This window comes from Lentzea sp. NPDC037011, from assembly GCF_055607425.1.
In genome coordinates, this window is the sequence record NZ_JBVJRT010000001.1 from 895,467 (window position 1) to 921,306 (window position 25,840).

21 protein-coding genes and 1 tRNA gene are annotated in these 25,840 nt (G+C 69.8%); 8 read left to right on the top strand and 14 right to left on the bottom strand.

Annotated features, from left to right (window positions below; genetic code table 11):
• Positions 1 to 61: 61 nt before the first annotated feature.
• From ACZ7CH_RS04570 to ACZ7CH_RS04595, 6 genes are all read right to left on the bottom strand, one after another.
• Complete coding sequence (locus tag ACZ7CH_RS04570; protein WP_470373144.1) at positions 62 to 340, bottom strand: RNA-binding protein; 279 nt, start codon at positions 338 to 340, stop codon at positions 62 to 64.
• A complete protein-coding gene (locus tag ACZ7CH_RS04575; protein ID WP_470373145.1) occupies positions 337 to 9,573 on the bottom strand; it encodes a LamG-like jellyroll fold domain-containing protein in 9,237 nt (3,078 codons plus the stop codon). The genes ACZ7CH_RS04570 and ACZ7CH_RS04575 overlap by 4 nt, the downstream gene beginning before the upstream one ends.
• 135 nt (positions 9,574 to 9,708) lie before the next feature.
• A complete protein-coding gene (locus ACZ7CH_RS04580; RefSeq protein ID WP_470370070.1) occupies positions 9,709 to 10,614 on the bottom strand; it encodes a hypothetical protein in 906 nt (301 codons plus the stop codon).
• A gap of 108 nt (positions 10,615 to 10,722) precedes the next feature.
• The gene (locus tag ACZ7CH_RS04585) at positions 10,723 to 11,292 is read right to left on the bottom strand and encodes an HhH-GPD-type base excision DNA repair protein (RefSeq protein ID WP_470373146.1); all 570 of its coding nucleotides are present in this window, start codon (positions 11,290 to 11,292) and stop codon (positions 10,723 to 10,725) included.
• Positions 11,293 to 11,335: 43 nt separating this feature from the next.
• Complete coding sequence (locus tag ACZ7CH_RS04590; RefSeq protein ID WP_470373147.1) at positions 11,336 to 12,247, bottom strand: nucleotidyl transferase AbiEii/AbiGii toxin family protein; 912 nt, start codon at positions 12,245 to 12,247, stop codon at positions 11,336 to 11,338.
• A complete protein-coding gene (locus ACZ7CH_RS04595; RefSeq protein WP_470373148.1) occupies positions 12,244 to 13,086 on the bottom strand; it encodes a type IV toxin-antitoxin system AbiEi family antitoxin domain-containing protein in 843 nt (280 codons plus the stop codon). Before ACZ7CH_RS04595 ends, ACZ7CH_RS04590 begins: the two co-directional genes overlap by 4 nt.
• A 326-nt stretch (positions 13,087 to 13,412) precedes the next feature.
• On the opposite strand from ACZ7CH_RS04595, the gene ACZ7CH_RS04600 reads away from it, so the two are divergent.
• A complete protein-coding gene (locus ACZ7CH_RS04600; protein WP_470373149.1) occupies positions 13,413 to 15,434 on the top strand; it encodes an ATP-binding protein in 2,022 nt (673 codons plus the stop codon).
• A 64-nt stretch (positions 15,435 to 15,498) separates the two neighbouring features.
• Here the strand turns inward: ACZ7CH_RS04600 and ACZ7CH_RS04605 are convergent, their stop codons facing one another.
• Positions 15,499 to 16,614, bottom strand: a complete 1,116-nt coding sequence (locus tag ACZ7CH_RS04605) for a J domain-containing protein (RefSeq protein ID WP_360395931.1) — start codon at positions 16,612 to 16,614, stop codon at positions 15,499 to 15,501.
• Positions 16,615 to 16,719: 105 nt separating this feature from the next.
• On the opposite strand from ACZ7CH_RS04605, the gene ACZ7CH_RS04610 reads away from it, so the two are divergent.
• Positions 16,720 to 16,794: transfer RNA gene (locus ACZ7CH_RS04610), tRNA-OTHER, on the top strand.
• A 100-nt stretch (positions 16,795 to 16,894) separates the two neighbouring features.
• Complete coding sequence (locus ACZ7CH_RS04615; protein ID WP_065916091.1) at positions 16,895 to 17,155, top strand: Prokaryotic metallothionein; 261 nt, start codon at positions 16,895 to 16,897, stop codon at positions 17,153 to 17,155.
• 107 nt (positions 17,156 to 17,262) lie between these two features.
• Here the strand turns inward: ACZ7CH_RS04615 and ACZ7CH_RS04620 are convergent, their stop codons facing one another.
• The 3 genes from ACZ7CH_RS04620 to ACZ7CH_RS04630 are packed head-to-tail and all read right to left on the bottom strand — an operon-like array spanning position 17,263 to position 19,400.
• On the bottom strand, positions 17,263 to 17,856 hold the full coding sequence (locus tag ACZ7CH_RS04620) for an ABC transporter permease (RefSeq protein WP_458430240.1): 594 nt from the start codon (positions 17,854 to 17,856) through the stop codon (positions 17,263 to 17,265).
• Between the two features lie 18 nt (positions 17,857 to 17,874).
• Positions 17,875 to 18,351, bottom strand: coding sequence for a TetR/AcrR family transcriptional regulator (locus ACZ7CH_RS04625; protein WP_458430241.1), 477 nt, complete (start codon positions 18,349 to 18,351; stop codon positions 17,875 to 17,877).
• Positions 18,348 to 19,400: a medium chain dehydrogenase/reductase family protein gene (locus ACZ7CH_RS04630; RefSeq protein ID WP_458430242.1), complete on the bottom strand. Its 1,053-nt coding sequence runs from the start codon at positions 19,398 to 19,400 to the stop codon at positions 18,348 to 18,350. Before ACZ7CH_RS04630 ends, ACZ7CH_RS04625 begins: the two co-directional genes overlap by 4 nt.
• A 106-nt stretch (positions 19,401 to 19,506) precedes the next feature.
• Between ACZ7CH_RS04630 and ACZ7CH_RS04635 the strand changes: the two genes are divergently transcribed.
• Positions 19,507 to 20,145, top strand: a complete 639-nt coding sequence (locus tag ACZ7CH_RS04635) for a TetR/AcrR family transcriptional regulator (protein WP_360395939.1) — start codon at positions 19,507 to 19,509, stop codon at positions 20,143 to 20,145.
• A 37-nt stretch (positions 20,146 to 20,182) separates the two neighbouring features.
• Here the strand turns inward: ACZ7CH_RS04635 and ACZ7CH_RS04640 are convergent, their stop codons facing one another.
• The 4 genes from ACZ7CH_RS04640 to ACZ7CH_RS04655 form a co-directional block, all read right to left on the bottom strand.
• Positions 20,183 to 21,127, bottom strand: coding sequence for a ribose-phosphate diphosphokinase (locus ACZ7CH_RS04640; protein ID WP_470373150.1), 945 nt, complete (start codon positions 21,125 to 21,127; stop codon positions 20,183 to 20,185).
• 11 nt (positions 21,128 to 21,138) lie between these two features.
• The gene (locus ACZ7CH_RS04645) at positions 21,139 to 21,621 is read right to left on the bottom strand and encodes a hypothetical protein (RefSeq protein WP_470373151.1); all 483 of its coding nucleotides are present in this window, start codon (positions 21,619 to 21,621) and stop codon (positions 21,139 to 21,141) included.
• Positions 21,618 to 21,953, bottom strand: a complete 336-nt coding sequence (locus tag ACZ7CH_RS04650) for a hypothetical protein (protein WP_470373152.1) — start codon at positions 21,951 to 21,953, stop codon at positions 21,618 to 21,620. The genes ACZ7CH_RS04645 and ACZ7CH_RS04650 overlap by 4 nt, the downstream gene beginning before the upstream one ends.
• Before the next feature lie 87 nt (positions 21,954 to 22,040).
• Entirely contained in the window at positions 22,041 to 22,847 is an 807-nt protein-coding gene (locus tag ACZ7CH_RS04655) for a metal-dependent hydrolase (protein WP_360395945.1), read from the bottom strand.
• Between the two features lie 115 nt (positions 22,848 to 22,962).
• On the opposite strand from ACZ7CH_RS04655, the gene ACZ7CH_RS04660 reads away from it, so the two are divergent.
• The 4 genes from ACZ7CH_RS04660 to ACZ7CH_RS04675 all read left to right on the top strand — a co-directional run bounded on the left by ACZ7CH_RS04660 (position 22,963) and on the right by ACZ7CH_RS04675 (position 25,836).
• A complete protein-coding gene (locus ACZ7CH_RS04660) occupies positions 22,963 to 23,805 on the top strand; it encodes an SDR family NAD(P)-dependent oxidoreductase (protein ID WP_470373153.1) in 843 nt (280 codons plus the stop codon).
• A gap of 79 nt (positions 23,806 to 23,884) precedes the next feature.
• On the top strand, positions 23,885 to 25,108 hold the full coding sequence (locus ACZ7CH_RS04665; RefSeq protein WP_458430243.1) for an NADP-dependent isocitrate dehydrogenase: 1,224 nt from the start codon (positions 23,885 to 23,887) through the stop codon (positions 25,106 to 25,108).
• Between the two features lie 199 nt (positions 25,109 to 25,307).
• On the top strand, positions 25,308 to 25,595 hold the full coding sequence (locus tag ACZ7CH_RS04670; protein ID WP_360395950.1) for an SH3 domain-containing protein: 288 nt from the start codon (positions 25,308 to 25,310) through the stop codon (positions 25,593 to 25,595).
• Positions 25,596 to 25,617: 22 nt separating this feature from the next.
• Positions 25,618 to 25,836, top strand: coding sequence for a hypothetical protein (locus ACZ7CH_RS04675; protein WP_360395951.1), 219 nt, complete (start codon positions 25,618 to 25,620; stop codon positions 25,834 to 25,836).
• The last annotated feature ends 4 nt before the right edge of the window (positions 25,837 to 25,840 follow it).

The window sequence follows — 25,840 nt, forward strand, 5'->3', positions numbered from 1 at the left end:
CGGGCCGGGTCTGGACACCAGACCCGGCCCGTGCCGGTCACTCGACGTTCGCCCGCCTCCGTCAGACGGGTGGCCCGACCCGGACCCTGATCTGCTTGTTGTGCTCGCTGTGCTCCACCACCAGACCGCGGATCCTGGAACCCGCCTCCGGCAGCTCTTCAGGGCTGAGGGACACGCCCTGCGGCCGGTACGAGAGCGCGTCGACGAAACCCGTGGCGTTCGGATCCTCGTCGAACGTGAGGAAGAGGCCGAACCTCCTCGTGGCCGCTACGGTCGCGTCCACCTGCTGGCCCACCGGAAGGCGCTCTTTCGCGGCTTCCCAATCAGTGTCGGTGCTCATTGCAGTGAAAAGTAATCCCTCTTGTAGCTGTTCAGCAGATCGAACATCGTGTTGGGAACGGGCAGTTCGGTGTGCGGTCCGCCGTCGTAGGTCTTCTCGAACTGCTGGAAGTGCTGGACGTAGTCGGCCAGCGGAACCTTGACCTGCAGGACGCCGCTCCTGCGCTCCAACGCGTACTTGATGGCGAGCTCCTGATCGGTGGTGAAGTACGCGAACCCGTCGGGGTCGGAGTCCCTCGCCCGCTTGCTGAACGGCTCACCGGGGAAGCGGTCCTTGGTGAAGCCCTGCTCCACCAGTTCCTTGACCTCGCGCGGCCACGGTGCTTTCAGCAAGGGCACGTAGGCGTCCGGCGTACCGGCGTTCTTGACCAGATGGGTCGCCACGTCGGACGGGATGGTCTTGGCCACCGCCTTGCCCGCGGTGGCGCCGATCCCGATCCCGGGCACCATCGCCGCCGCCGACAACTCGGCTTCGAGCCACTCCCCCTCCGCCGCGTAGAACAGCGCGTTCAGCCCGTCGGCCAGTTCGCCGACCACCGGCACCAGACCCAGCAGGTCCAGCGACACGTGCCACAGCCCGGTCGTCAGAGCCTGCCCGAACCCGTTCGGGTCGGCCTTGAAGTCCTCCCACGTCTTCTTCAGCTGGGCCTGGAACAGGTCCCCGTCCGGCCGGTTCGGTTCGTTCAGCTCCAGCGAGCTGCCGAGCGCCACGACGTCCTTCATCAGCAGGACCTCGGCGCGCGTGATCGACTGCTCGATCTTCTGGTACGTCATCGCCACGCCGTCGACCGGGTCGACCTGGTCGGCGAACTGGTGTGACGGCGTCTGCGGCGACGACGAGACCGGCGGGTCGAAGCTGTCGCCGTAGAGCGGCTGGCCCAGTGCCGACGGGATCGGCATCGGGTTGTTCATCGCCGCGCGGCGGTTCTCCGCGCGGGCCGCGATCGCGGGGTCCGGCGGCGGTGGCGGCGCGTAGTTGTAGCCGTTGGGCTTGTTCGGGTTGCGGCCGCCGGGTTCGGTGTCGCCGTCACCGGAGCCGTTGACGCACGAGCTCCCGCCGCCGAACGACACCAGCAGGCTGGGGTCGCGGCCGGCGCCGTTGCACGGCGTGTCGCACCCGCCGCCGGAGAACGCCTTGCGGGCCGTGCAGTCGTCACCGCCCTGGCTGCTCGGCGGGTTGATCTTGTCGAACATCCCGGGAGAGGGCTTGCCCTCCGCGTGGTCGTTCTCGTAGCAGTACGGGTAGGGGCGCGGGTAGTCGCAGGTGACGTCGCGCGGCCTCATGCCGTTCGGGTCGACGAAGTTCGTCGGCGCGCCCGCACCGTAGTTGTAGCGGTGCGCGAACGACGACGGGTTCGCCGGCAGCGCGGCCGAGTCGCGGCTGGAGAACGCGCCGCGGGACGGGTCGTACCAGCGGGCCGACATGTTGACCTGGTCGGTCTCCTGGTCGGTCCAGTCGCCCTGGTAGCCCAGCGGGCGCTTGGTGCCGCCCACGACCTTGCCGAACGGGTCGTACGAGGTCGTGTCCGTCAGCGTGCCGGAGGCCGGGTCGAGGGACCCGATCACGTCGGAACGGCCGTTGGCCACCGCGAGCCGCTTGGTGCCGTTCTGCTGCACCGCCAGCAGGTCGGCGCCGGGACCGCGGCTGAACGTCGACGAGCCGTCGGAGGCCAGGTCGTTGCCCGTGCCGGAGTAGGCGAAGGTGGTCGAGTTGCGCTTGACCACCCGGTCGAGGCCGTCGTAGGAGTACGTGGCCGCGCCCTGGGACGCCAGGCGGTTGAACGCGTCGAACTTGGACTGCTGCGCGCCCTTCGACACCGTGGTGCCGCGCGGGGAGTGGACGTAGGAGTCGGTTCCGTCGTTCAGCAGGCGGTTGCGTTCGTCGAACGTCGCCGTCTTGCCGGCCGCCGAGGTGCGGTTGCCCGCCGCGTCCCAGCCGTACGCGGTCTCGACCCCGTCGGACTTCCACGAGGTCAGCCGGCCGAGCGCGTCGTAGCCGTACTCCTGCAGCGCGGGGCCCGCGAAGCCGGCCGAGGTGGCCGTCTTGAGCTGGTTCCCGTTGTCGTAGGTGTACGTCTTCGAGGCGCCGCCGACCTTGTCGGCCTTGAGCCGCGCGAGGTCGTCGTACTCGAACTCCCGCTTGCGGCCGCCGCCGTACTCCATCGCCTTGACCTGGCCGACCTCGTTGTACGAGGCGACCTGCAGCGTGCCCGTCAGCGCGTCCTGCACGCTGCTCAGACGGCCGTTGAGGTAGGCGTAGGTCGAGGCACCGGAGGCGTCCGAACGCGTGGTCACGCGGCCGTCGGAGTCGTAGCCGAACGACGACGTGCCGGACGGGCCGTCGGCGGTCAGCAGCTGGCCGCGGTCGTTGTGCGTGAACGTGTTCGTGCCGCCGGGAGCCGACGCGGAGGTCAGCCTGCCGAGCACGTCGTAGGCCATGACCCGCTCGACGGTCGGGGCCTCGGCACCGGACCCGGTCTCGCGCGTCAGCTGCCCGCGCAGGTCGAACGTCCGCTCCCGCGCCACGCCACCGGGGGCGACCGCGCGAACCGGCAGCCCACCGGTGTCGTAGGAGGTCACCCACGTCCGGTCGGCCGCGTTCGGGTGCGCGGCGGTCGACGGCTCGACCGTCTTCTCCGGCAACCCCAGCGAGTTGTAGGTGTTGTAGGTCGGGATCTGCTTGCCGTTGGTGTAGCGGGTGAGGTTGCCCGCCGCGTCGTAGCCGAAGCTGGTCGTGACCGACTCCGGCTCCGCCTGCTGCACCACGCGGCTCAGGGCGTCGTAGGTGAACGTCGTCGTCCGGTTCAGCGGGTCACGCGTCGTCTCGACGTTGCCGGCCGCGTCGTAGGTGACCGACGAACGGCGCAGCAGCTGGCCCAGCGGGTTCAGGTCGACGGAGTTCTTGACCCGGCCCGCCGTGTCGTAGTTGGTGCGCGTGGACCGGCCCAGCGCGTCCTTCACCGTGGCGGGGCGGCCCACCATGTCGTAGCCGTAGTGCGTGGGCACGCCGGCCGGGTCGACGACCTTGGTCAGCGCGCCGACCGCGTCGTAGCTGAACGTCGACCTGGAGCCGCCCGCGGACACCTTCTCCAGCAGGTCACCGGAGTCGGCGTACTTGAACCGGCTCGTGAACGTGCCCGGCTGGGGCCTGCGCTCCAGCTGGGTGGCCGTGACCAGGCGACCGAGGTCGTCGTACGTGCGCTCGGCACGCCCGCCGTCCGCGTTCACGCTCGACAGCAGCTCACCGACACGGGTGTAGGTGAACGACGAGGTGCCCTGCGACTCGCCCGGCGTCGTCGGGTGCGGGTGGGCCACCTCGACGACGCGGTTCATCTGGTCGTACCTCATCCGCGTCACGGCACCGCGGGCGTCGGTCACGGCGGCGAGGTTGCCGTCGCCGTCGTAGTCCCTGTGCGTGAGGCGCGGCGTGATCACCGAGGTGGAACCCGGTGGGGTGTAAGGAGGTGCGAACGCGTCGACCAGCCGGCCGAGCTTGTCGAACGTGGCCCGCGACGTCCTGCCCTGCGCGTCGACGGACTCGGTGGGCTGACCGAAGGTGTTGTACCCGGCCTTGGTCTCCGGACGGGTGCGCACGGCGGCGCTGCCGTCACCGGCCTCGACCGACACCTCGGGTGCCCTGGTGCCGATCACCCGGCCGAGCACGTCGTAGCTGATCTCCGCCGTGGTCGAGGTGCCGCGCGGGTCGTGGATCGAGGTCAGCTGGTTCTGCGCGTCGTAGCCGCGCACGGTGGTCAGCCACTTGCCGTCCACCCACACGCGCTCGGACGTCTGGCGCCCGGCCGCGTCGTAGCCGAACTCGACGGTCTCCACGTCGGTCGACACCAGCTGGGAGCCGGTGTTGGACTCCAGGCCGGAGCGGACGACCTTGGTGACGTTGCCGTTCAGGTCGTACGTGAGCGCGGAGCGCCGCTTGAGGCCGTTCGGGTCCGCCGTGGTGGCGGTGATCCGGCCGACCCGGTCGTACTCGGTGGTGGTGACCCGGTTCCCGGTGCCGACGACCTTGGTCAGGTTGCCGGCGTTGTCGTAGCTGAAGTCGGCGAGCACGATGTCGCGCGTGCTGCCGTCCTCGTCGTGGAAGCCCTTCGCGTAGGTCTGCTTCAACGAGCCGTCGGTGTAGTACCGGTAGCCGGTCTTGCGTCCCATCGCGTCGGTCTGCCCGACGAGCTCGCCCGCGAGGTCGTAGTCGTACGCGGCGACGACGAGGTAGTCGTCGGGGGAGACGGGTCTGGTCTCCTCGTCCGGTTCCGCCGGTCGCCACTGGTCGCGCCAGCCGCGCAACCGCACCTCGGCGACCATGTTGCGCGCGGTGTAGGCGTACTCGTACTTCACGCCGTCCGGGCCGACCGTCCAGGTGCGGTTGCCGGAGCTGTCGTAGCCGAAGGTGGTCTCCAGGCCCTCGGCGTCGACCAGGCGCCGCACCCGGTTGCGGTCGTCGTACTCGGTCGTGGCGGTCCTGGTCGCGTCCCCGCCGGTGAGGTCCTTGGCCTCGACGCGCTCCGGGAAGCCGTCGACGGTGTAGTCGGTCCGCACCTGCAACTGGTGCGAGACACCGGTGACCGGGTTCTTCACCACCGGCTGCGTGACGCTGTCCACTCTGGACAGCTGGTCGTAGGTCGTCGCGGAGAACACGCCGTTCTGGGTGGTGCGTTCCCTGCGCCCCAGCGCGTCGTAGGTGTAGGTCGTGACGAGACCCGCCGGCGTGGTCACCTCGGCGAGGTCACCGGTGGCGTGGTAGCGGTACCTCGTCACGGCGCCGCGGGCGTCGGTGCTCTCGCGCACCAGCCCGGCCGGTGCGTTGCCGCCGCCCACCGCCGGCTGGTTGCCGTCGGTGTAGAGGTGCCGCACCACGGCACCGTCCGGCGTGGTCTGGGTGTCCAGCTCGCCGAGCGCCGTGTAGGTGTAGCTGGTCTTGTAGGTGTCGTCGGTCGCACTGGCCGAACGGCCGTCCCGCGCCGCGATCACCTTGTCCAGCCGCGGGTCCGTCAGGTTCGACTCGTCGGCGAAGAACTGGAAGTACGACGTCTGGCAGTCCGACAGGCCCGAGCGGCAGGACGTCCGCGAGACGATGTTGCCGCGCTTGTCGTGCTGGAGCGTGACCCGGTTGCCGGTCTCGTCGGTGATCTTGCTCTGGAACCCGGCCTCGTCGTACTCGTAGGTGCGGGCGCCCTGCATCTCGACCGGCACGAACGAACCGGGCCCGCCGCCGATCGGCACCTCGCAGAACGAGCCGCCCGGCTGGCTGACGCACGTCGTGGTCGTGGTGGTGGTCGTCGGCTGGGTCGGCCGGTCCTCCGGCCTGACCTCCATGCCCAGCGGCGCGAGGTAGCGCAGGATGCGGCCGCGCAGCGGGTCGTAGTCGTAGAAGTGGGAGCGGTTGCCGGGGTCGATCACCCGCACCGTGCGGACCATCTTCTCCCGGCTGGGGCCGCTGACGACCGGTTCGCTCAGCGTCCACCTGCCGCCGTTGCCGTCGACCAGCGTGTGCATCCGGTCGCGCTGGACGTCGTAGCTGACCTCCGCCGCCACCTTGCCGCTCGGCAGCGCGACCTTGGTCAGCTGGTCGGCCGGGTCGAGCGCCGCGCGGTGCGCGTTGATCGCGAGCTGCCCCACCGTGTGCTGGTAGACGGCGACCTCGTCGATCTGGCCGGAGAAGTGCCTGCGCACGGTGCTGCCCCAACCGGCCCAGTCGGTCGTGTTGAGCTGCTGCGAGGCACCCACCAGCACGTGCGTCAGGGTGGAGTTGTCGATCGTGCCCGTCCGGTCGCCGACCGGCTGGCCGTCGAGGTACAGCCACTGCCTGTTCACCGTGCTGGTGAGCGCGACGTGGTGCCAGCGGTTGTCGTTGACCGCCGCGGTGGACGTGATCGGGTCGACCGCGCCGTGCCAGAACTGGCCGCGCAGCTTGCCGTCCGTGCCCACGTACAGCACCGGCACGGTGTTCGCGGGCGCGGTGCCGAGCGGGGTGTTCTGGGCGCCGACCAGCGGACCGCCGGCCCCCGTCTTGAACCACAGCTCGACGGTGACCTCACGGCTCTTCTTGATCAGGCCCTGCGGCAGCGCCACCGCGGACGTGGTGCCGTTGAACGAGGCCGCGCGGTCACCCGCCCCGGCCACGCCCTCGCCCACCGCGGTGCGGGTGACGTCGGTGAGGCGGCCGGTGTCCTTGCCGAGGTTGGTCGCGACCTCGCTGCGGGCGTCGGTGCCGCTGTCCTCGCGGAACCGCCAGAAGCTGTCCGGGTTGCTGTCGATGACGGCGCTGCGGAAGTGCGTGCCCTGCTGGTAGCTGTACGTCGTGCAGTTGCTCAGCGGGTCGCAGACGGTGCTGAGCCGGTCGGTGCCGGTCTCGTAGTTGTAGCGCCACGTCGAGGTCTTGCCGTTCACCGCGTCGGTGGCGACGGTGCTGACGTGGTTGCCCGCCCACGTGAACGTGAGCGTGCGGTTGCTGGTCGTGTTCCTGGCGGTCTTCAGCTTGCCGGACTCGTAGGTCAACGCGACCGCGCGACCCGCGGCGTCCGTGGTCCTGCTCAGCGTGCCGTCCGCGGCGAACAGGTGCGTCGTGTTCGACTTGTCCGTCAGCAGCCAGCCGCCGCCGGTCTGCGGCACGAGCGTCGCCCACCTGCCCGGCGGGGGAGCGAGCCGGCCCCCGGTGGGCCTGCCCTGCGCGTCGAGGTCGGCGCCGAACCTGACCTGCTGGCCGTCCGGGTAGGTGACCACGACGTTGCCGGAACCGTCGTCGTCCGGCGTGATCCGCATGTCGTACCGGCTCGACCAGCCGGCGCCGAACAGGCCGGTGCGCCGCGGGTCGAGGCTGTTGTACGTGCGGTTGACCGTGAGCTCGGGCCCGACGGTCGTCACCGACGCGTCGACCGCGCCGGTGGTGTAGTTGCCGACCTGCGGTGAGAAGTCACCGCCGCTGCCGCTGTACGGCGCGGTGCCCAGGTGCGCGGTGATCTCCGGCTGCGGCACGGCGGTCAGCAGGGTGGCGAACCCGATCTTCGGGCTCTCCTTCTGGCCGTCCCAGGCGAAGATCTGCCACTTGTACTCTGTGCTCCAGCTCAGCCTGCCGTGCGGGACGGTCCAGGTCTGGCTGTTGACGCGGCCCGAGTCGAAGCAGTTCTGCTCGTTCTTGTCGCAGATCTCGAAGCGGTACTGCAGGGTGCCGCCGGTGAGAGGGGCGTCGACGTCGATCGCCCTGGCCCAGAACGTCGGCGTGAGCGACGGTGACGAGTACCCGTTGGGCGGCCACTGCTCCTGCAGTGCGGGAGCGATCTCCTCCACCCGCAACGTGAGGCCCGCGGGCGGCACCTGCTCGTCGGTGAACATCGCGCCACCGCGGCGCAGCATCGAGAACTCGTACCGGTACGTGCCCGGTTCGGTCTTGAGGATGTTCGCGTCGAGCGTGACCGACGCGCCGCGGCCGACCGTGCCGGGCAGCGGCGCCGACTCGCTCCAGCCGAGGTAGGTGCCGTTCTCGCTGAACTGCCGGTACGCCAGCGCGAAGTCGTTGGAACCCCAGTCAACCGCGCTGCGGTTGGTGACGGTGATCTTGACCTTGCCGCCGTTGGTGCGGGTGACCGGCGGGTCCGGCACCGGGTTCTCGAACCGGTACCCGGCGTCGAACGGCGAGTGCGTGATCGCGAGCCGCGGCGGGTTGGCCGTGCCGGCGCCGGTGAACTTCTTCCAGCTGCGGCCGTCCGTCTCGGACGCGCGCACGCTGAGACCGAAGTTGGCCTGCTGGCCCGTGACCCAGCGCTGGATCAGCGAACGGCCGTTCTCGCCGAGCGTGACCAGCTCAGTCGCCGTGGGGCACTTGGACACCGTGGTGCGCGGAGCGATCCAGCCGTGCGCGAACTGCGCGCTGCCCAGCACCGTGCCGTCGTAGCCGGGGCCGGGGAAGCTGTACCCGGTGCGCGCCGTCCAGTCCTGCGTCACCGCGTGCACCGTGATCGGCAGCGTCGCGGAACAGGACGTGGCGTGGTAGTTGGTGATCGCGAGCTGCGCACCGAGGATGCGGTGGCCCGCCAGGTCGTTCTGCACGTTCGGGAAGTGGAGGTACGACGCCGCCGTGAACGAGCCGCCGTCCACGACGTGACCGGCGCGCAGCTCACCGCCCGGCTGGCTGAACGTCGAGCCGTCCCCGTTGCGCTGCACGAACATCGACGCCGACGCGTCCTTGCGGTGCACCGGCGGGTCGACGACGACCGGGTAGACGCGGGCGGGGTCGCGCAGCCACGCGGAGTCGAGGCCGACCCGCAGCACCTGCCGGCCCTTGTCGCCCAGCAGCTCGTACGTGACGCCGCGCGACTCGGCCGTGATGCCGGAGATCTCGCCCTTCTTCGAGTCGGCCATGAAGCCGTGGGGGATGACGGCGCGCTCGTCGCCGCTCTCGTCCCTGAGGACGACGTCGCCGTCCCTGAGCTCGGCGGTGAGGCCGGTGAGCTTCAGCGGGAAGTCCCACACGTGCGGCGCGTCCTGGTTGTGCAGGACCAGGAACTCCTTGAAGCCGCCCGCTTCCACCTCGAACCGCAGGTCCGCGTTCGGCCGCACACCGGCGTAGGTGACCGAGCTGCCAGAGCTCGTGCCGGGCACCCGTGCCGCGCCGGCCAGCCCGAACTCGACCCGGTGGCCGGCGTCGAGCTGCAGCTCCGCGAGCTTCTGCGCGTCGGCCAACGGCGCGAACCGGCTGCGGACCGAGTCCGCGGCGTTGCGGAAACCGTTGTCCGCCACCACGTTCGTGTCGATCGGCGCCCAGCTGCCGTCCTGCTCGCGGAAGTTCAGCGGGTCCTTGCTGTACTCGGAGGTCAGCGTGCCGTCGGCGTTGCGGAACGTCCTGCTCCGCTCACCGCGCCGCTCGGTCACCTCCGTGCTGGTGGCGGCGTCGAAGCCCTTGACCTGCGCCTTCGCTGCCGCGTCGACCACCTGTGCGGAGTTCGCGGCCTTCGGCTTCGCGTTGAGCTCGACCGGTGGGTACTTCGACTGCAACGTCGCGGCCTCGGCGTTGTTGCGCTCGCCGGTCGCGCCCTCGGCACTCGCCGTGCCGAGCCGTTGATCAGGCCCGTGACCTGGTTCCCGCTCGGCAGCGGACCGGGCGAGCTGCTCGGACAGCACCTGCCCGAGAGCGGGCCCGAAGACGCCGAGGGTGACCGTTATGACCAGGAAGAGGATGAGAGCGTGCCGTCTTTTGCGCACGCCGAACTGGCGGGCTCTGCCCATGGAACTCGTTCCCCCAAGTGTGAGTTCGTACAAACCCGCCGATGCCCTCCCTTGCACCAGCGGATCTCAGCCTGGGATGCGGACGACCCCGAGACAATGTGACCTGGGACACATTGTCCCGGGGGCGCCGTGGCTTTACGCGCAGTTCAACGCGCCACTGCGAAGGGCGTGCCCACCCGTGTTGTCGTCATCGGCCCACAGCACGACCTTCTTGCCGTTCACGCAGGCAGGAGCGATGGCGAACCCTTCGAGGTTCACGTTGGGCAGCTTGGCCGGCCGGTCGTAGGTCGCCGTGACCTTGAACCGCCCATCGCGGATCGCGAGCGTCGTGGACCGCCCGTTGCAATGGTCGTCACACGCCGCCCACAGCCGGTTGCCCTCGAACTCGAGGTCCATCACCTGCGCCAGCCCGCTCGCGAACCCGGCCACGAGCCGCGCCCCACCGTCCTGCAACGCGTACAGGAAGACGCCGCCGGTCGCCTCCAGCCCCACCGCGAACAACCCGCTGCCGTGCCCGGGGTAGTCGGCCGGGTCGTACCGCTTCCCGGTGTCGTCCTTGAAGCCCTGCCCGGTCAGGAACGAGTCCGGCACCCACGCGATGCCCTCGGGCCCGTCGTTGGGATCCACCTCCGGCATCCCCGGCAGCTCCCACGCCTTGACGGCACTGCTCCCACTGCCGACCTTCAACACCGCCGGCGCACTCACGTCACCGTCGTCGTTGTCCCGCTCGACGACGACGAACAACCCGTCCGGCGTGCTCACGACCCCTTCGGCATCCGGATCACCCTGCCCGTCGGGGAACCGGAGCGACACCTTCCGGTCCACCTGCCACTTCCCACTCCCACCCGGCACGAGCCGGTAGAGCGTCGAGGGCCCGTTCTTCACGGCCCACACGACCCCCGCACTCTCGAACGACACCCCGCTGAGGTTCGTGCCGAACACGTTCGAACCGTCCGCGGTCCTGGTGGCCGAGTCCCCCGGCCACGTGGACGCCGCTGACGCGGGTGTGATCGCCAAGCTGAGCGCGAGAACCGCGAACACGCCAATGGCCTTGATGCGCAACGCAACGCCCCTTCTCCCACGAGGCGCGAACGCACCCCGTTCGGGCTGGCGGCGTGCCCCCAGTGGACCAGACGACCGCCTCTGGCGCTACTTCGCTTTCGCCTTCTCCTTCGCCGCCTTCTTGAAGGCGCGCACCTCCAGCAGCGACTTCCGGTCCGTCGCGTCCGCAACGCTGCGCCTGCTGCCCTCGTCGCCGTAGTGCCCGGCCGCCTTGCGCCACCCCTCCGGCGTCACCCCGGCCTGCTTGCCGAGCAACGCCAGGAAGATCTTCGCCTTCTGGTTCCCGAACCCCGGCAACGCCTTGAGCCGCTTGAACACCGCGCCCCCGTCCCCCTCAGCCCAGATCCGCGTCACGTCCCCGTCGTACTCCGCCACCACGAACCGCGCGAGCGCCTGCACCCGCGTGGCCATCGAGGCGGGGAAGCGGTGCACGGCCGGCGGCGTCGCCATGACGGCGGCGAACTCCTCGGGGTCGGCCTCGGCGATGCGGTGCACGTCGAGACTGCCCATTCGGTCAGCGATGACTTTGGGGCCGGAGAAGGCCTTCTCCATGGGGATTTGCTGGTCGAGCGTCATGCCAAGAAGCAGGGCGAACATGTCCGACGTGAGGAGTGCGTCCGCGTCGGGATTCTGCGCGAGGCACAGCGTGCGGGTCATGGCGGGATGGTGTCACGGACCAGGCGACTGTCGCCCGGCGAACTCACGGGTTCGGGCTCCACCGCAGTTCGGCGGCAATCCACCGACCAGGATCCTCTGCCGACAGAATCGGGTTGAGGAACCTCCTCATGAGTTCGGTTGCCTGCGTGAGCGTCCGATGCGCCGCCAAGGCATCGAGGGTGCTGGCTTCGCGTTCGTACCCGGTGCCCCAAGAGGCAGGTTCCGGCACGGTGAACACCTCGGGGAGCTCAAGATCGATGCCTGCACCACGGCGCCGCTGACATTCGTGCCTGATGGCAATTTGCAGTTCTCGGCCCACAACGGACTCGCGCAGAGCGATGAGCACCAGGTCCACGAGATCGCGGTACCTCGTGGAAATCCTCCCGTTGTGCTTTTCGTACAGGGCGCACACCTTGTCCGCTACGTGAGCGATCAGCGGGTACAGCCTGACCACTGGCCAGTCGTCAGGCCAGTCAACAGGGACGGACGGCTGCAACCTTCGCAGCTCGGGTGTTCCGTGCAGCGGTGAGTGCACAACCAGGTCGACGCTGACGGTGCCCTCCGTCCGCGGGCCCACCAGGATGGTGAACGAAACGCGCGTGGTCGGGCGGTTTTCCGTCATCTCGGCACGTCCGCGATACACGTATCGAACGAAGTCGCCCAGGTCGAAGTCCGCGGCAGCGCGGATCGCAGCCACCGCCTCGTTCAGATCGGTGGCGTGTGGGCGGCACAGGTCGATGTCCCGGCTGTGGCGGACATCGCGGTAGCGCACCAGCATCGCTTGGCCGCCCTTGAGGAGCCAACCATCGGGGTCGTGGCGGAAAACTCTGGCGAGGAGCCGCTCGAAGAAGAACCTGTTGAGCAGATCGCCAGGACGTGTGCCGGCGTTCGCGGCCTCGCGTTTGGCGCGATCTCGAAGAGCGCGGCTCAGTGCCAGGGGCGAGGCGTAGCTCACTGCTTGCTCTCCAGCTCGGGGTTGTCGCTGGTTGATTCGTCGATCGCCGCGTTCACGGCCGCCTGCAACTTCTTCAGTTGCGCCACGTCCAACCCGGCGAGCTGGTTGGCGATCGAGTGAACCGTCGCTGTTGCCGCAAGGCTGGAGTCGGTGGCCATCGTCACCGCCGATCGGCCCTCGAACGCGGCATCTGCCCCTGCCTGCTGCAGCAGGTGCTGCAGCAGACGGGACCCATCGTCTCCGCTGATGCCATATGCGGCTGCGTGGTCGGCCAGCACCATCAGAAGGCTTTGCACGTCCACCAGCCGGCGGCGAAGTGCGTCGTGCAGGACTCCGCCCAGATGGCCTCCGTCGACCTGCGCGACGAGGAGGTCCCTGATGGTTCGTTCGACCGTGGTCACCGGTAGACCGTCATCGGTCGTGGTGATCTCGTCGCGGATCAGCGTGCCTCGATGCAGTCGAACGCCGGAGATCCGGGTGGTTCGTCGTCGTGGCACCGTGATCTCGACCTGTGGCGCAGGTATGTCACCGAGGCCGTGCAGGACGCAAGCGGTGCGATGCGAGAAAGCGCCGTTGTCGCAGTCGGCGACGTCTCGCTCCCAAGCGCGGCGAGACGGATCCAGGCGAAGCCATGCCGACTTCTCTTCGAGGTGGTTCGGAGTTCCCGCTGCGACGACGAGGTGGACGCCGCGCGTCACGTGGTCGACAAGCCCCGCCGAGACCAGCCGGGTCAAAGTCGTGCGGTTCACCCCTGCTGCGTCCGCCTGCTGGGTCGTGAACAGGCCCCACTGGTCAGCAGCGATCTCGCCGATGACTTGAAGGGCCATGACACGTTCCATGCACCAACGCTACACCGTGTGCAGCGTTTGCTACAGCTTAGGTGTAGCAAACGCTGCACCAAGGGGTGAACTGCCTCGTTCAGGCGATGTGCTGGTCCGGCAGCACTTCCTAGAGCAACGCGAACCGATTCGGTCTTTCGTATAGGTCCGAACGAAGCGGTCTGACCGCTCGTCGCTGAAATGAGCACGCACGCCGCTGTGGCAATCCGTGTTCGAACAGTCACGCCACTCTAAGGGCAGGGGCGGGAAACGCCGTTCCATTCCCCGTGACCGGGGAATGAGCACTAGGGGGCGCTGGTGGGCGGGGGATTGTTCCTCGTGGTTTCGTGACGGTGGAGAACGGGGTCGGCGGAGGTGTGCAGGGTCAGGTCGTGCAGGCCGGGTCCATCCAGGGCGGGGTGCACCTGCACGGGTTTGCGCAGGTCCTGCCCGTTCCGCGGCAGTTGCCGGCGGCGCCGTTCGTGTGCGTGGGGAGGGAACGCGAGTTGGCGTTGCTGGCGGCCGCGATGGACGAGGCCGCGGGAAAGGGTGGGGCGGTGGTGGTTTCCGCATTGGCCGGGACGGGTGGGATCGGGAAGACCTGGCTCGCTTTGTGGTGGGCGCACCGAAATGTGGACAGGTTTCCGGACGGGCAGTTGTTCGTGGATCTGCGCGGGCGGGATGCGAGTGGCGATCCGATGTCGTTGGACACGGCGGTGCGCGGGTTCATCGACGCGTTCGGGATCGCCGCGGACCGGATTCCGGTCGACGTCGGTGCGCGGCTGGGGCTGTACCGGAGTCTGGTGGCGGGGCGGCGGATGTTGATCCTGCTCGACAACGCGCGGGATGCGGCGCACGCTGCGCAGTTGTTGCCGGGCAGCCCGTCCTGCGTGGTGATCGTGACCAGCAGGGACCGGCTGGCGGGGCTGGTGCGCAGTCACGGGGCGCGGTCGGTGACGTTGGACGTGTTGTCCGACGGTGCGGCGCACGAGCTGCTCCGCACGCTCATCGGGAAGCAGCGGGTCGACGCGGAACCGCAGGCGGCGGGGGAGCTGGTCGCGTGTTGCGCGGGATTGCCGCTGGCGTTGAGCATCGTGGCGAGCCGGGCGACGGCGCACCCGTCGTTCCCGCTCGCGGCGTTCGTGCGGGAGCTTGAGCTGACCCGGCTGGGGGCGTTGGACGAGGGTGACGGCGCGCTGAGCCTGACCGCGGTGTTGTCGTGGTCGTACGCGGCGTTGTCGGTGCGGGAGGCCGAGGTGTTCCGGATGCTCGGGGTCACGCGGACGGCGGACGTGAGCCTCGGTGCGGTGGCGGTGATAGCGCGGGTGCCGGTGGTGGAGGCGGCGCGGGTGCTCCGTGCGCTGGAACGGGTTTCGCTGGTGCACGAGCACATGCCGGGGCGTTACCGCATGCACGACCTGGTGCAGCTCTACGCGGAGGACCTGGCGGCGCAGGACGCGGCACGGCACGAGGTCCGGCGCCGGCTCGTCGACTTCTACCTGCACACCGCGCACAACGGGGACCGGCTGCTCGACCCCGACGGGCAGGACGTCGCGCCGGCGCCGCCGCGGTGCGTGCCGCTCGAGTTCGCCTCGCAGGCGGAGGCGTTGGAGTGGTTCGACATCGAGCACCAGAACGTCCTTGCGGCGCAACAGCTCGCGGAGGGCGACGCGGTGTGGCAGCTCGCCTGGGTGCTGCACGGCTACCACTGGTGGCGTGGGCACCTGCACGACGACCTCAGGGCGTGGCGGGCGGCGGCGCCGGCGGCGAGCGACCTGTCGTCGCGGGTGCCCGTGCACCAGATGCTGGGGTTCTCGTACTCGCGGTTGCGGCAGTACGACGAGGCGTCCGAGCAGCTGGACCAGGCGCTGGCGCTGGTGGACGGGCTGGGGGACCCGCACCGGCGGGGTTCGGTGCACCACGCCGCGGCGCGGGCGGCCGGGGAGCGGGGCGACTTCGGTCGCGCGCTGCACCACGCGGTCGAGGCGCTGCACCACTACCGGCAGGCCGGTCTGCCGATGCGGGAGGCGTGGGCGCTGATCATGATCGGCACGTACGCGGGGCGGCTGGGCGATCACGACCTCGCGCACTCGTCGGCGGACAAGGCGCTGGAGTTGTTCCAGGAGCACGAGTACGCGCCGGGCAAGGCGGCCGCGTTCGCCGCGCTCGGCACGTTGCTCGGCGCCATCGGCGACCACGCGTGTGCCATGGCCTACCACGAGAGCGCGCTCACGATCAGGCGCGAGCTCGGCAACAGCTACGGCGAGGCGGACACGCTGGCGCAGCTCGGCGGCACCTATGCGGCGCTGAACCGGCTGGCGTGGGCGCGGTCGTGCTGGAGCGCGGCTCTGGCGCTCTACCGGTCGTAGAACCGCGTCGCCGACGTTGAGAAGGCGTTGCGGGAGCTGGACCTGCTCGCCGACCGGTAGGCCGTCAGGCGCCGGCGACCCGGACCTCGGACACCACCTGGCGCACCAGCACGCGCAGCGCCTCGCGGTCGACCGTGGCCGGGTCGTCGGCCAGCCACTCGCCGATCTCGCGCACGAACTGCTCCGGCGTCATCGGCGGCACCTCGAAGTCGAGGTCGTCGTCGCAGGTGACCTCGCCCGCGCGGCTCGGGTAGATGATCAGCGCGCCGCGGACTTCCAGCGACGGCAACAGTTCCTGGAACCGCTCGACGCCTTCGAGCAGCTGGGTGCCACCGCCGCGGAACGGGTGGCCGTTGCGCCACAGCTCGCCGTCCTCGTCGCAGTAGTAGTGGCCGGGCAGCCACGACTTCGACTCGATCAGCACGAGCCGGCGCCCGCACAGCAGCGCGTGGTCGACGTCGGCGAACACCGAGCCGGGCCACGCGAGGCCGTGGAAGACGCGCACCCCCGGCAGCTGGGTGAGGTACTCGGTCAGCAGTCCGGCCGTCAGCCGTTCGCGTCTGTTTTCACCCGGACGGCCGAAGATGGTGTTCCCGTCGTACTCCCCGGCGAACGCCCGTTCGGCCCGCGCGACCGCGACGTACCGGCGGACCAGCCGGAACGCCCCGTAACCGGCGGCGGCCACGAGGGGCAGCCAGACGGCCAGCAGCAGCGGCGACAACGGCAGCGCCAACGGGATGAGCAGGACGAACCACCCGCCGATCGCGGCCGCCGCGGGGGCGTGGCCGAGGCCGGTGGCGGGGACGTAGCGGACCCGTTGACCGAGGTCGATCCGGTTCCACCAGCCCATCGAACCGAGGTCGACGCGCGGCTTGGGCGCCAGGTAGCTCGGGTCGTCGCCGAAGTCGCGCAACCGCCCGGTCCGGCCCGTTCGCCGAGGTCGCGGGCGTGCGGGCGGGCGCACCACGGACGGTGTGGGCGCTGCGGGACGGTCGTAGTCCGCTCGGCGGACCGGGTCCTTCAGCGTCTCGTAGGCCTCTTGGAGCAGCCGGAAGCCGCCCGAGGTACCACCCGCGTCGGGGTGCATGACCTTGGCGAGTGACCGGTAGGCCGACTTGATCTCCGAGGCGCTGGCGCCCCGGCTGACACCGAGCAACTCGTAGTAGTCGATCCCTGGCACGACACCGTCCAGTCCGAGGTTGTTGCACGAACCTTATGGGTCCAACACTTTCGCAGGGCATACGGCCCGCTGTTCACGGACTAGTGTTGTCGTACGCGGTGCGAAGGGGCCTGTAGCGCAGTGGTCGACGCGCCCTCCCACAGGGGAGGGAGAACGCCGGTTCGAATCCGGCCGGTCCCGCTCAGCCGAGGCGTCGTGTCCTCTGTGGACCTCTCATCGACCGTGTGCGACCTGACGTTTCGAGTTGCCGACCCGGCCGACCTGTCGCAGTCTTCCGCGCATGGCGACCTGTGACGTCTGCGGCAACGAGTACTGGATGGCCTTCGAGGTCCGCACGGTGGGCGGTGGTGTGCACACGTTCGACAGCTTCGAGTGCGCGATCCAGCGCCTCGCCCCGCGCTGCGAGCACTGCGACTGCCGGGTGATCGGGCACGGCGTGGAGGTGGAGGGCCGGTTCTTCTGCTGCGCCCACTGCGCGCGGTCGGCGTCCTCCGACCTCGGGGCGCAGATCCGCGACACCGTCGGCGCACACCCCGGCTGATCCGGCGTCGAGCGGACGGCGTTCTCCGCTCGCAACGGATCGGGCACGCGACATCGCACCGTGACGCCCAAGGCCGGGTCACGGTGCGAGTGCGGCTGTAGGAACCCTTACCAGGCAAGCGATGCCAGGCGGCGCGGCTCCAGGAACGCGGCCAGCAGGTACGCGGCACCACCGAGCACCGCCAGCACCCCGAAGAACCCGGCGCCGGGCACGAACAGCGCCGCCGCGGCGACCAGGGCGAGCCACGTGCCGAGGTTGTGGTGCAGGGCGTTGCCGCGGACGGCGCCCTCGGCGAGGTAGATCAGGCCGACCACGATGGTCGAGCCCGCGGGCCAGAGCACGGCCTGCAGCTCCGGGCGGTCGAACACGGTGGTCAGGCCGGTGATCGCGAGGGCGAGCGCGGTGAACCCGACGATCCAGGCCGCGCCGACGAGTTTCTCCGCTCGTCGCCGTGCGGGGGCGGCGGCACGCTGGGCCCGCAGCGCCGCGGTCGTGGCGAGCACCGTGGCGACGAGCATGCCGGCGGCGAGGAACGCGACCGGCAGCCACGACGGCAGCACCACGACCGGGTCGACGCCCCTGGACAGGGCCGCGCTGCCGTGGCCGAGGACGTAGGCGGTGGCGAAGCCCAGGTAGGCGGGGCGGTTGTCGATCTCGGTGGCGGGGACGACGGCGGTGGAGCGGATCGTGGTGGCGTTCACGGCAGGACCTCCTGGAAGTCAGATGAGCGAGGTGATGAGGCGTGGTGCGAGGACGGCGAACCGGGGTGAGCGCCGGGTCGTGGCGCGCTGGTCGGCGAGGCCGTGCAGCCCCAGCCACAGCACCAGGGCGTCGGCCGCGGGTTCGGTGCGGCGGGGGTCGGCGAGCACTCGGGTGAACAGGCGCAGCGCCGGTCCGGAGAGGTCCGCCGCACCGAACATCACGCGGTAGCGGTGCGGGTGCGCGACGGCGAAGTCGAGGTAGGCGAGGCCGGCCGAGCAGGCGTCGGCCGCGCCGAGCACCGCGGTTTCGAGCTCGCGGAACGACTCGTGGCACACGGCCAGCAGGATCGCCGGCGGATCGGGGAAGTGCGGGTAGATCGACGAGGTGGGCAGGCCCGCCTCGCGGGACACGGCGCGCAGCGTCACCGCGTGCCTCCGGTCGACCAGGGCGGTCGCCGCCGCCACGATGGTCTCGCGGCAGCCGGGCCTGGTCACGGTTGCGGGACGATGACGACCTTGCCGAGGACGGTGCGCGACTCGGCGAGCGCCAGCGCGGCGGCCGCGTCGGTCAACGGGACGCGCGCGGCGATCTGCGGGGTGAGCGCACCGCTGCCGACCAGGCGCAGCACCTGCGTGAGGTCCTCGCTCAAGCGGGCGCGGAACGCCGCGGTGCGGAACCGCTTGCCCGCCCAGAAGTTGTAGAAGCCCGCGCGCTTGCCGTTGGGCAGCGCGTTCCACACCAGCAGCCGCGCGAACAGCTTGAGCACCGGCACCATGCCGCTGCCCGGCTCGTCCTTCGTCGCCGCAGAACCGTAGTTGACCAGCGCGCCACCGCGGCGCAGCAGCTTCCAGGACTCCGCCAGGCCCGCGCCGCCGACGTGGTCGAACACCGCGTCGACACCGCCGGGGGCGAGCGCGCGGATGCGGTCGTACACCTCCGGGTCGCGGTAGTCGACCACCTCGGCGGCACCGAGCTCGCGCACCGCGTCGTGGTGGCGGGCAGAGGCCGTGCCGATCACCCTGATGCCGGCGTGCTTCGCCAGCTGCACCAGCGTCGAGCCGACGCCGCCGTTCGCACCGAGCACGACGATCGTGCCGCCGCGCTCCACCTTGGCGGTGCGGTACAGCATCTGCCACGCCGTGACGCCGTTGACCAGCACGGTCTCGGCGGCGGCGGAGTCGATGCCGTCCGGCACCGGTACGAGGTCGGCCGCGGCCACGGTCAGGTGGCTGGCCCAGCCGCCGACCTTGGTGACGGCGGCGTACCGGCGGCCCTTCATCAGCGGGTCGACACCGGGCCCGGTCGCGACCACCGTGCCGACGACGTCGTAGCCGGGCACGAACGGGAACGCGGGCTGGTCGTAGTACTTGCCCAGGCGCATCTGCTGCTCGGCGAACGAGACGCCGGTCGCCTCCATGCGCACGACCGCCTGGCCCGCGCCCGGTGCCGGCAGGTCGCGGACCCGCACGTGCAGGCCGTCGGGCTCGACCACGCCGGGCAGGACGACCTCGGTGGCGCGGGTGGTGGCGGTGGTGGCGTTCATGTCGGTATCTCCTCGGGTCGTTGTGCTTACGGTCATAAGCTAACGACCGTAAGTAAACGAGCGCAAGGCCTAACAGTCATAAACTTTCACGTGTATGGTTACGAGCGTGACGAACACCGGGTCGGCAACCCCCGCACGCAGGCGAAACCGTCGTGGCGAAGGGGGGAAGCTGCGCGAGGAGATCATCGCGGCGGCCGTCGAGATCCTCGACGAGGGCGGCGACGAACGCGCGGTCACGCTGCGGTCGGTCGCGCGCAAGGCGGGGATCGCGGCACCGTCGATCTACCCGCACTTCGCCGACCAGCCGTCGATCATGCTGGCCGTGGTCAGGCAGGAGATGGACCGGCTCGCCGTCGCCCTGCGCGAGGCGGACGAGCAGGCGGGCCCGGACCCGCGCGCGCGGCTGTTCGCCGTCTGCAACGCCTACCTGGACCTGTCCCGGGAGCACCCGCAGCGCTACCGGATCATGTTCGGCGGCCTGTGGACGCCGTCGGTCGACGACGCGTCGATCACCGACGACGACCTGGAGTCACTGGGCGCGGAGGCGCTCGCGGTGCTCGCCGACGTGCTCGGCGCGTGTGTGGAGGCCGGGATCGCGCACGGCAGCGACGACCTCTACGGCGACGCGGTGGCGTTGTGGCTCGGGCTCCACGGCCTTGCGCACCAACGTGCCGTGGTGCGCAAGATGCCGGGACCGGAGGACGTGGCGGAGCGCCTGATCACGGCGCTCGCGCATCTCAGGTAGGCACGTCTCGGGTGGGCGCATCTCAGGTAGGTACGTCTCAGGGAGCTTCGAAGAGCGTCGACACCGACTCGCCGACGTTGATCCGGCGCATGGCCTCCGCCAGCGCCGGAGCGATCGACAGCACCTGCAGCTTCGGCACCTTCTTGTCCTCGGGGATCGGCACCGTGTTGGTGGCGACGATCTCCAGCACGTCGTCGAAGGCTTGGAGCCGTTCCAACGCGCCCGACGAGAACAGGCCGTGCGTGCAGGCGACCCTGATCGTCCCGACGCCGCGCTCGCGCAGCTTGTCCAGCAGCTCGATCACGGTGGAGCCCTTGGCGATCTCGTCGTCCAGCACGATCACGTCGCGGCCGGCCACGTCACCGATGACGGTGGAGATCTGCACCTTGTCGTCGGCGAAGCGCTGCTTGGCACCGGCGGCCACGGGCACGCCGAGGATGCGGGCGAAGTGCGCCGCCTCCTTGGCGTTGCCCAGGTCCGGCGAGACGACGACGGTGTTGGACAGGTCGTTGCGGGTGAAGTGCGCCGCCAGCTCCCGCAACGCGTGCAGGTGGTCGACGGGCACCGAGAAGAAGCCGTGCACCTGCGGCGAGTGCAACGTCATCGCGAGCACCCGCGAGGCACCGGCGGCGACCATCAGGTCGGCGACCAGGCGGCCGCCGATCGAGATCCGCGGCGCGTCCTTCTTGTCCGACCGCGCATACGCGTAGTGCGGCAGCACCACGGTCGTGCGCGCGGCGGAGGCACCGCGGGCGGCGTCCAGCATCAACAGCAGCTCCACCAGGTGTTCCTGCACCGGCGGCACGAGCGGCTGGATCAGGAACACGTCCCGTTCCCGGCAGTTCGCCTGCAGCTGCACCTCCAGGCAGTCGTTGGCGAAGCGGGTGACGCGGCTGGGGGAGAGGTCGACGCCGAGGTGACGGCAGATCTCGGCGGCGAGTTCGGGATGAGCGGTACCGGTGAAGACAGCGATGTCGCGCACGTGCGCAAACCCTAGTCGACCACCAGCACCAGCTTGCCGTTCTGGAAGAACGGCGTGAGGTTCCCCCGTGTGTCGACCGTGTGGGTTCCGCGCGGCAGCACGGCTTCTATGGCCGTGAACGCGAGGATGTCCGACACGCCGTGACGGCCGCGCAGCGAGCGTTGGCCCTGAAAACGCAGAGCGCGCCCCTCACGCCGATATTGGTGCGCCTCGGCAGCAGCCGACGCGCCCGCGCGTAACGCCTCCGGGCCCACCAGCCGTCCGGACGACGCACTGCGCACGGCAACGCCGAAGCCCTGCCGGACCAGCGTGTCCACCTCGATGTCGGACGGGGGCTGCGGTACGAGGAAGGACATCGCGTGGTGGCCCTCGACCTCGTGGACGACGACCGTGCGCGCGGTCGTCAGCAACGTGTCGTGCAGCTCCAGCGCGATCTTCTCTGCTTCCCAGCGGTTTTCGTAACCGGCGTCGATGCCGACGAAGGTGCTGGTCACCTGACCTCCACGAAGATCGGGTTGGTGTGGCACCACAGGTCCTCCCACGGGTTCGCGGCTCCCGGAGTGTCCGCCTGCGGTTCGAACGCGCCGCGGTTGCCGTCGGTTCCGCGCAGTCTGAGGTGGAAAGGCTTCCGGACGTTGCGGAACGTGTGCGTGAAGACCGCATGGTGCCAGCGCGGCTCGAAGGATCGCTCGACGTTCACATGTGGCGTGGACAACGTTTCAGAAGTCGTTCGGCCGGTAACCGCGCCCTGGACGAGGTCAAGCCTACGCATCCCGGCCACGCGGCCGGCATTGTTCGGCGAGGTTGCCAGACGCACCGTGACCAACACCCTCCACGCAACCGGCCGGGGTCCGTGGAGGCTAGACCGTTCGGATGAGGCGGAGGTGGCCGCCGGGTGGACTGCCGGCGAACGTCAGATCGGCAGCAGGTCGATCCAGTCCAGGAACGGCAACGCGCCCGTGGCCTGCAACGCGGCCAGTCCCAGCCACAGCGACAGACCCGTCACGATCGGCCCGACGACCGCCATCTCGACCACGCCGCCGGTCTTCATCCGCATGATCTTCGGCGGCGCCACCGGGTACCAGGTCTTGCCCATGATCGGCACCGGCCACAGGATCGGGCAGCCCTGCTCGGTGATCGCGTCCCCGACGTAGTGCGCAAAGCACCCGACGCCGACCGCGATGCCGGCCGCCGCCGCGGACGCGTTCGTCTGCGCCGTCCACGCGATCATCGCCCACGTGATCCCCGCGGACACCGCCGTGATCAGCAACGCGTCCTGCTTGGGGCACCAGTCGTTCATGATGCCGCGCACCGCGAGACCGGCGAACACGAACATGAGCACCGGCAGCGCCCACTTCTGGCTGTTCTGCACGACAGCGGTGGTGAACACGGCCGCGAACAACGCGAAGACGAGCGTGTGGGTCAGGCCGCGGTGGCCGCCGTCGCGCTTGGAGTCCTTCTTCGTCCTCGTGGTCCGGTAGACGAAGCCGCTCAGCATGTTGATGCCGGCGGACAGGCCGCCGCTCAGCGCGCCGAACGTGCGCGAGATGGTCGAGCCGGGGTGGTCGAGGTCGGGCAGCAACGCCGCACCGGTCGCCAGCACGGCCCCCACCGCCCAGCTCTGCGGGGACAGCTGGCCGATCGGGTGAGCGGAAGCGAACGCGGTGACGGCGGACCAGGCAAGCAGGCCGCTCATCGCGTGTGTTGGCCCAGTGGACACCGACGCCCCTCCTGAAGATCACCCGACAGTGTGAACAGTAGTCGCAGGTATCACGCGGTCGGTCGTGAACTCCATATCTGCGGACAACTGATCACTCGATGAAGGACGTGTGGACATGACGCAGGTTTGGCTCATCACCGGCAGCTCCCGCGGTCTCGGCCGCAAGACCGCGGAGGCCGTGCTCGCCGCCGGGCACCGGCTCGTCGCCACCGCGCGCAACCCCCGCGACCTCGACGACCTCGTCTCCCGGCACGATGACCGGGTCCGAGCTGTCGCACTCGACGTGCGCGACGCCGATCAGGCCAGACGGGCGGTGGAGACCGCGGTGGCGGAGTTCGGTCGGCTCGACGTGGTGCTGAACAACGCCGGCTCCGGGCACGTGACCTCGATCGAGCAGTGCTCGGACGCCGACTTCCGCGAACAGCTGGAGGTCAACCTCTTCGGCGTCGTCAACGTCACCCGCGCCGCACTGCCGGTGCTGCGGCGGCAGCGGTCCGGCCACTTCCTGATGACCGGCTCGACCGCGGGGCACGTGGCGTTCGGCGGCGGGCTCGGCCCGTACGTGACGGCCAAGTTCGCGCTGCGCGGCTTCTCCGAGTCGCTGGCGGCGGAGACCGCGCCGTTCGGCGTGAAGGTCACCCTGCTGGAGCTCGGCGGCTTCCAGACGGACTGGACGGGCCCGTCCCTGGTGGTGACCGAGCCGTCGGAGGACTACGTTCCGTCTGTCGGGGTACTGCTGGGCATGGTTCGCGGCGCGGACGGCAACATGCCGGGTGACCCGGCCGAGGCGGCGAGGGTCATGCTCGACGTGGTAGCCATGGACGAGCCGCCGCTGCGTCTGCTGCTGGGCAGTGACGCGGTGGAACTGGTCCGCCTGGCGGACCAGGCACGAACTGCGGAAATCGACAAGTGGGAGCACGTGAGCCGCTCGACCGACCGCAACCCCGAACCGGTGTAACCAGGGTCGCAGGCGCGTCGGAGCGGTTTACCAGTACGCTTGTCTTGCTTGCATCGTCGCGAGAGGAGCGCCCGGAGTTATGGGCAAGATCAAGGTTCAGGGCACCGTCGTCGAGCTCGACGGCGACGAGATGACCCGGATCATCTGGCAGTTCATCAAGGACAAGCTGATCCACCCGTACCTGGACGTCACCCTGGAGTACTACGACCTGGGCATCGAGCACCGGGACGCCACCGACGACCAGGTCACGATCGACGCCGCGAACGCCATCAAGAAGCACGGCGTCGGCGTCAAGTGCGCCACGATCACGCCGGACGAGGCGCGGGTCGAGGAGTTCGGCCTGAAGAAGATGTGGGTCTCGCCGAACGGCACGATCCGCAACATCCTCGGCGGTGTCGTCTTCCGCGAGCCGATCATCATCTCGAACGTGCCGCGCCTGGTCCCCGGCTGGACGAAGCCGATCATCATCGGCCGTCACGCCCACGGCGACCAGTACAAGGCCACCAACTTCAAGGTGCCCGGCGCCGGCAAGCTCACGATCACGTTCCAGCCGGAGGACGGCTCGGACCCGATCGAGCACGTCGTCACCGAGTTCCCGGCTGAGGGCGGTGTGGCGATGGGCATGTACAACTACAACAAGTCCATCGAGGACTTCGCCCGCGCCTCGTTCTCCTACGGCCTGCAGCGGGGCTACCCCGTCTACATGTCCACGAAGAACACGATCCTGAAGGCCTACGACGGCCAGTTCAAGGACATCTTCCAGCGCGTGTTCGACGAGGAGTTCAAGGCGGAGTTCGACGCCAAGGGCCTCACCTACGAGCACCGCCTCATCGACGACATGGTCGCCGCGGCCATGAAGTGGGAGGGCGGCTACGTCTGGGCGTGCAAGAACTACGACGGTGACGTCCAGTCCGACACGGTCGCGCAGGGCTTCGGCTCGCTCGGCCTGATGACGTCGGTCCTGATGACGCCGGACGGCAAGACCGTCGAGGCCGAGGCCGCCCACGGCACGGTCACCCGCCACTTCCGCCAGCACCAGGCCGGCAAGCCCACCTCCACGAACCCGATCGCCTCGATCTTCGCGTGGACCCGTGGCCTGATGCACCGCGGCAAGCTGGACGAGACCCCCGAGGTCATCCGCTTCGCCGAGGCGCTCGAGTCGGTCGTCATCGAGACCGTCGAGTCCGGTCAGATGACCAAGGACCTGGCCCTGCTGATCAGCAAGGACCAGGAGTGGCTGACCACCGAGGACTTCCTCGCCGCCCTGGACGAGAACCTCAAGAAGAAGATGGCGTCGTTCTGACGTTCGCCTGAACGGTTCGTCGAAGGCCACCCCGGTCACGCCGGGGTGGCCTTCTTCGTTCCCGCGTCACCCGGTCGGTTCCTCTTGCGGGTGGTTGCCGCGCCGGGCCGTCCGGCGCATCCTCCCAGCCGCTATATCTGCTGATCGAAGGCAGTGCGGTGCGCGGGAGGCGACGATGCTGGGTGTTCCGGTCCGGGGCATGATCGTGATTGGCGTGCTCGGCGTCGCCGGGGTGATGTACGTCGCGAACGGCGGCAAGCCGATGGGCACCGACAAGGCCGACCAGGTCTGCAAGATCACGGTGACCGCGGACATCCTCAACGTCCGCTCCGGTCCCGGCGACATGCAGCCGATCGTCTCCACGATGCCCCGCGACGCCGTGACCGACGCCTCCGACCGCGTCGAGAACGGCTACCGGATGCTGAGCGACCGCCGCTGGGTCAACGGACAGTTCGTGGCGCTGACGAGCGACTCCACCTGCAGGTAGGCCCGGCTGGCACACTGGTGCCATGCTGCGCAACATGTTCCGGTGGGGCCGGGCGAAGTCCACGACCCGGTGCACCTGCACGCCGGAGTGGCAGGGCCTCTACACCGAGCTGGACGGCCAGCGCCAACTCGCGCTGCCCCGTGACGAGATGGCCACCTTGGTCGGTTACCTCGACCTGCGCGCCCACTGCGCCGGCTGCGGTGCCGAGTACCCGCACGCCTGGGGCCTGGCCTCCCAGTAGGCTC

Coding starts and splice junctions, on each gene's coding strand:
- ACZ7CH_RS04585 (WP_470373146.1), bottom strand. CDS start 11,292: ATGACCCGCACGCTGTGCCTCGCGCAGAATCCCGACGCGGACGCACTC.
- ACZ7CH_RS04575 (WP_470373145.1), bottom strand. CDS start 9,573: ATGGGCAGAGCCCGCCAGTTCGGCGTGCGCAAAAGACGGCACGCTCTC.
- ACZ7CH_RS04615 (WP_065916091.1), top strand. CDS start 16,895: ATGGCGACCTGTGACGTCTGCGGCAACGAGTACTGGATGGCCTTCGAG.
- ACZ7CH_RS04660 (WP_470373153.1), top strand. CDS start 22,963: ATGACGCAGGTTTGGCTCATCACCGGCAGCTCCCGCGGTCTCGGCCGC.
- ACZ7CH_RS04630 (WP_458430242.1), bottom strand. CDS start 19,400: ATGAACGCCACCACCGCCACCACCCGCGCCACCGAGGTCGTCCTGCCC.
- ACZ7CH_RS04670 (WP_360395950.1), top strand. CDS start 25,308: ATGATCGTGATTGGCGTGCTCGGCGTCGCCGGGGTGATGTACGTCGCG.
- ACZ7CH_RS04665 (WP_458430243.1), top strand. CDS start 23,885: ATGGGCAAGATCAAGGTTCAGGGCACCGTCGTCGAGCTCGACGGCGAC.
- ACZ7CH_RS04595 (WP_470373148.1), bottom strand. CDS start 13,086: ATGGAACGTGTCATGGCCCTTCAAGTCATCGGCGAGATCGCTGCTGAC.
- ACZ7CH_RS04675 (WP_360395951.1), top strand. CDS start 25,618: ATGCTGCGCAACATGTTCCGGTGGGGCCGGGCGAAGTCCACGACCCGG.
- ACZ7CH_RS04570 (WP_470373144.1), bottom strand. CDS start 340: ATGAGCACCGACACTGATTGGGAAGCCGCGAAAGAGCGCCTTCCGGTG.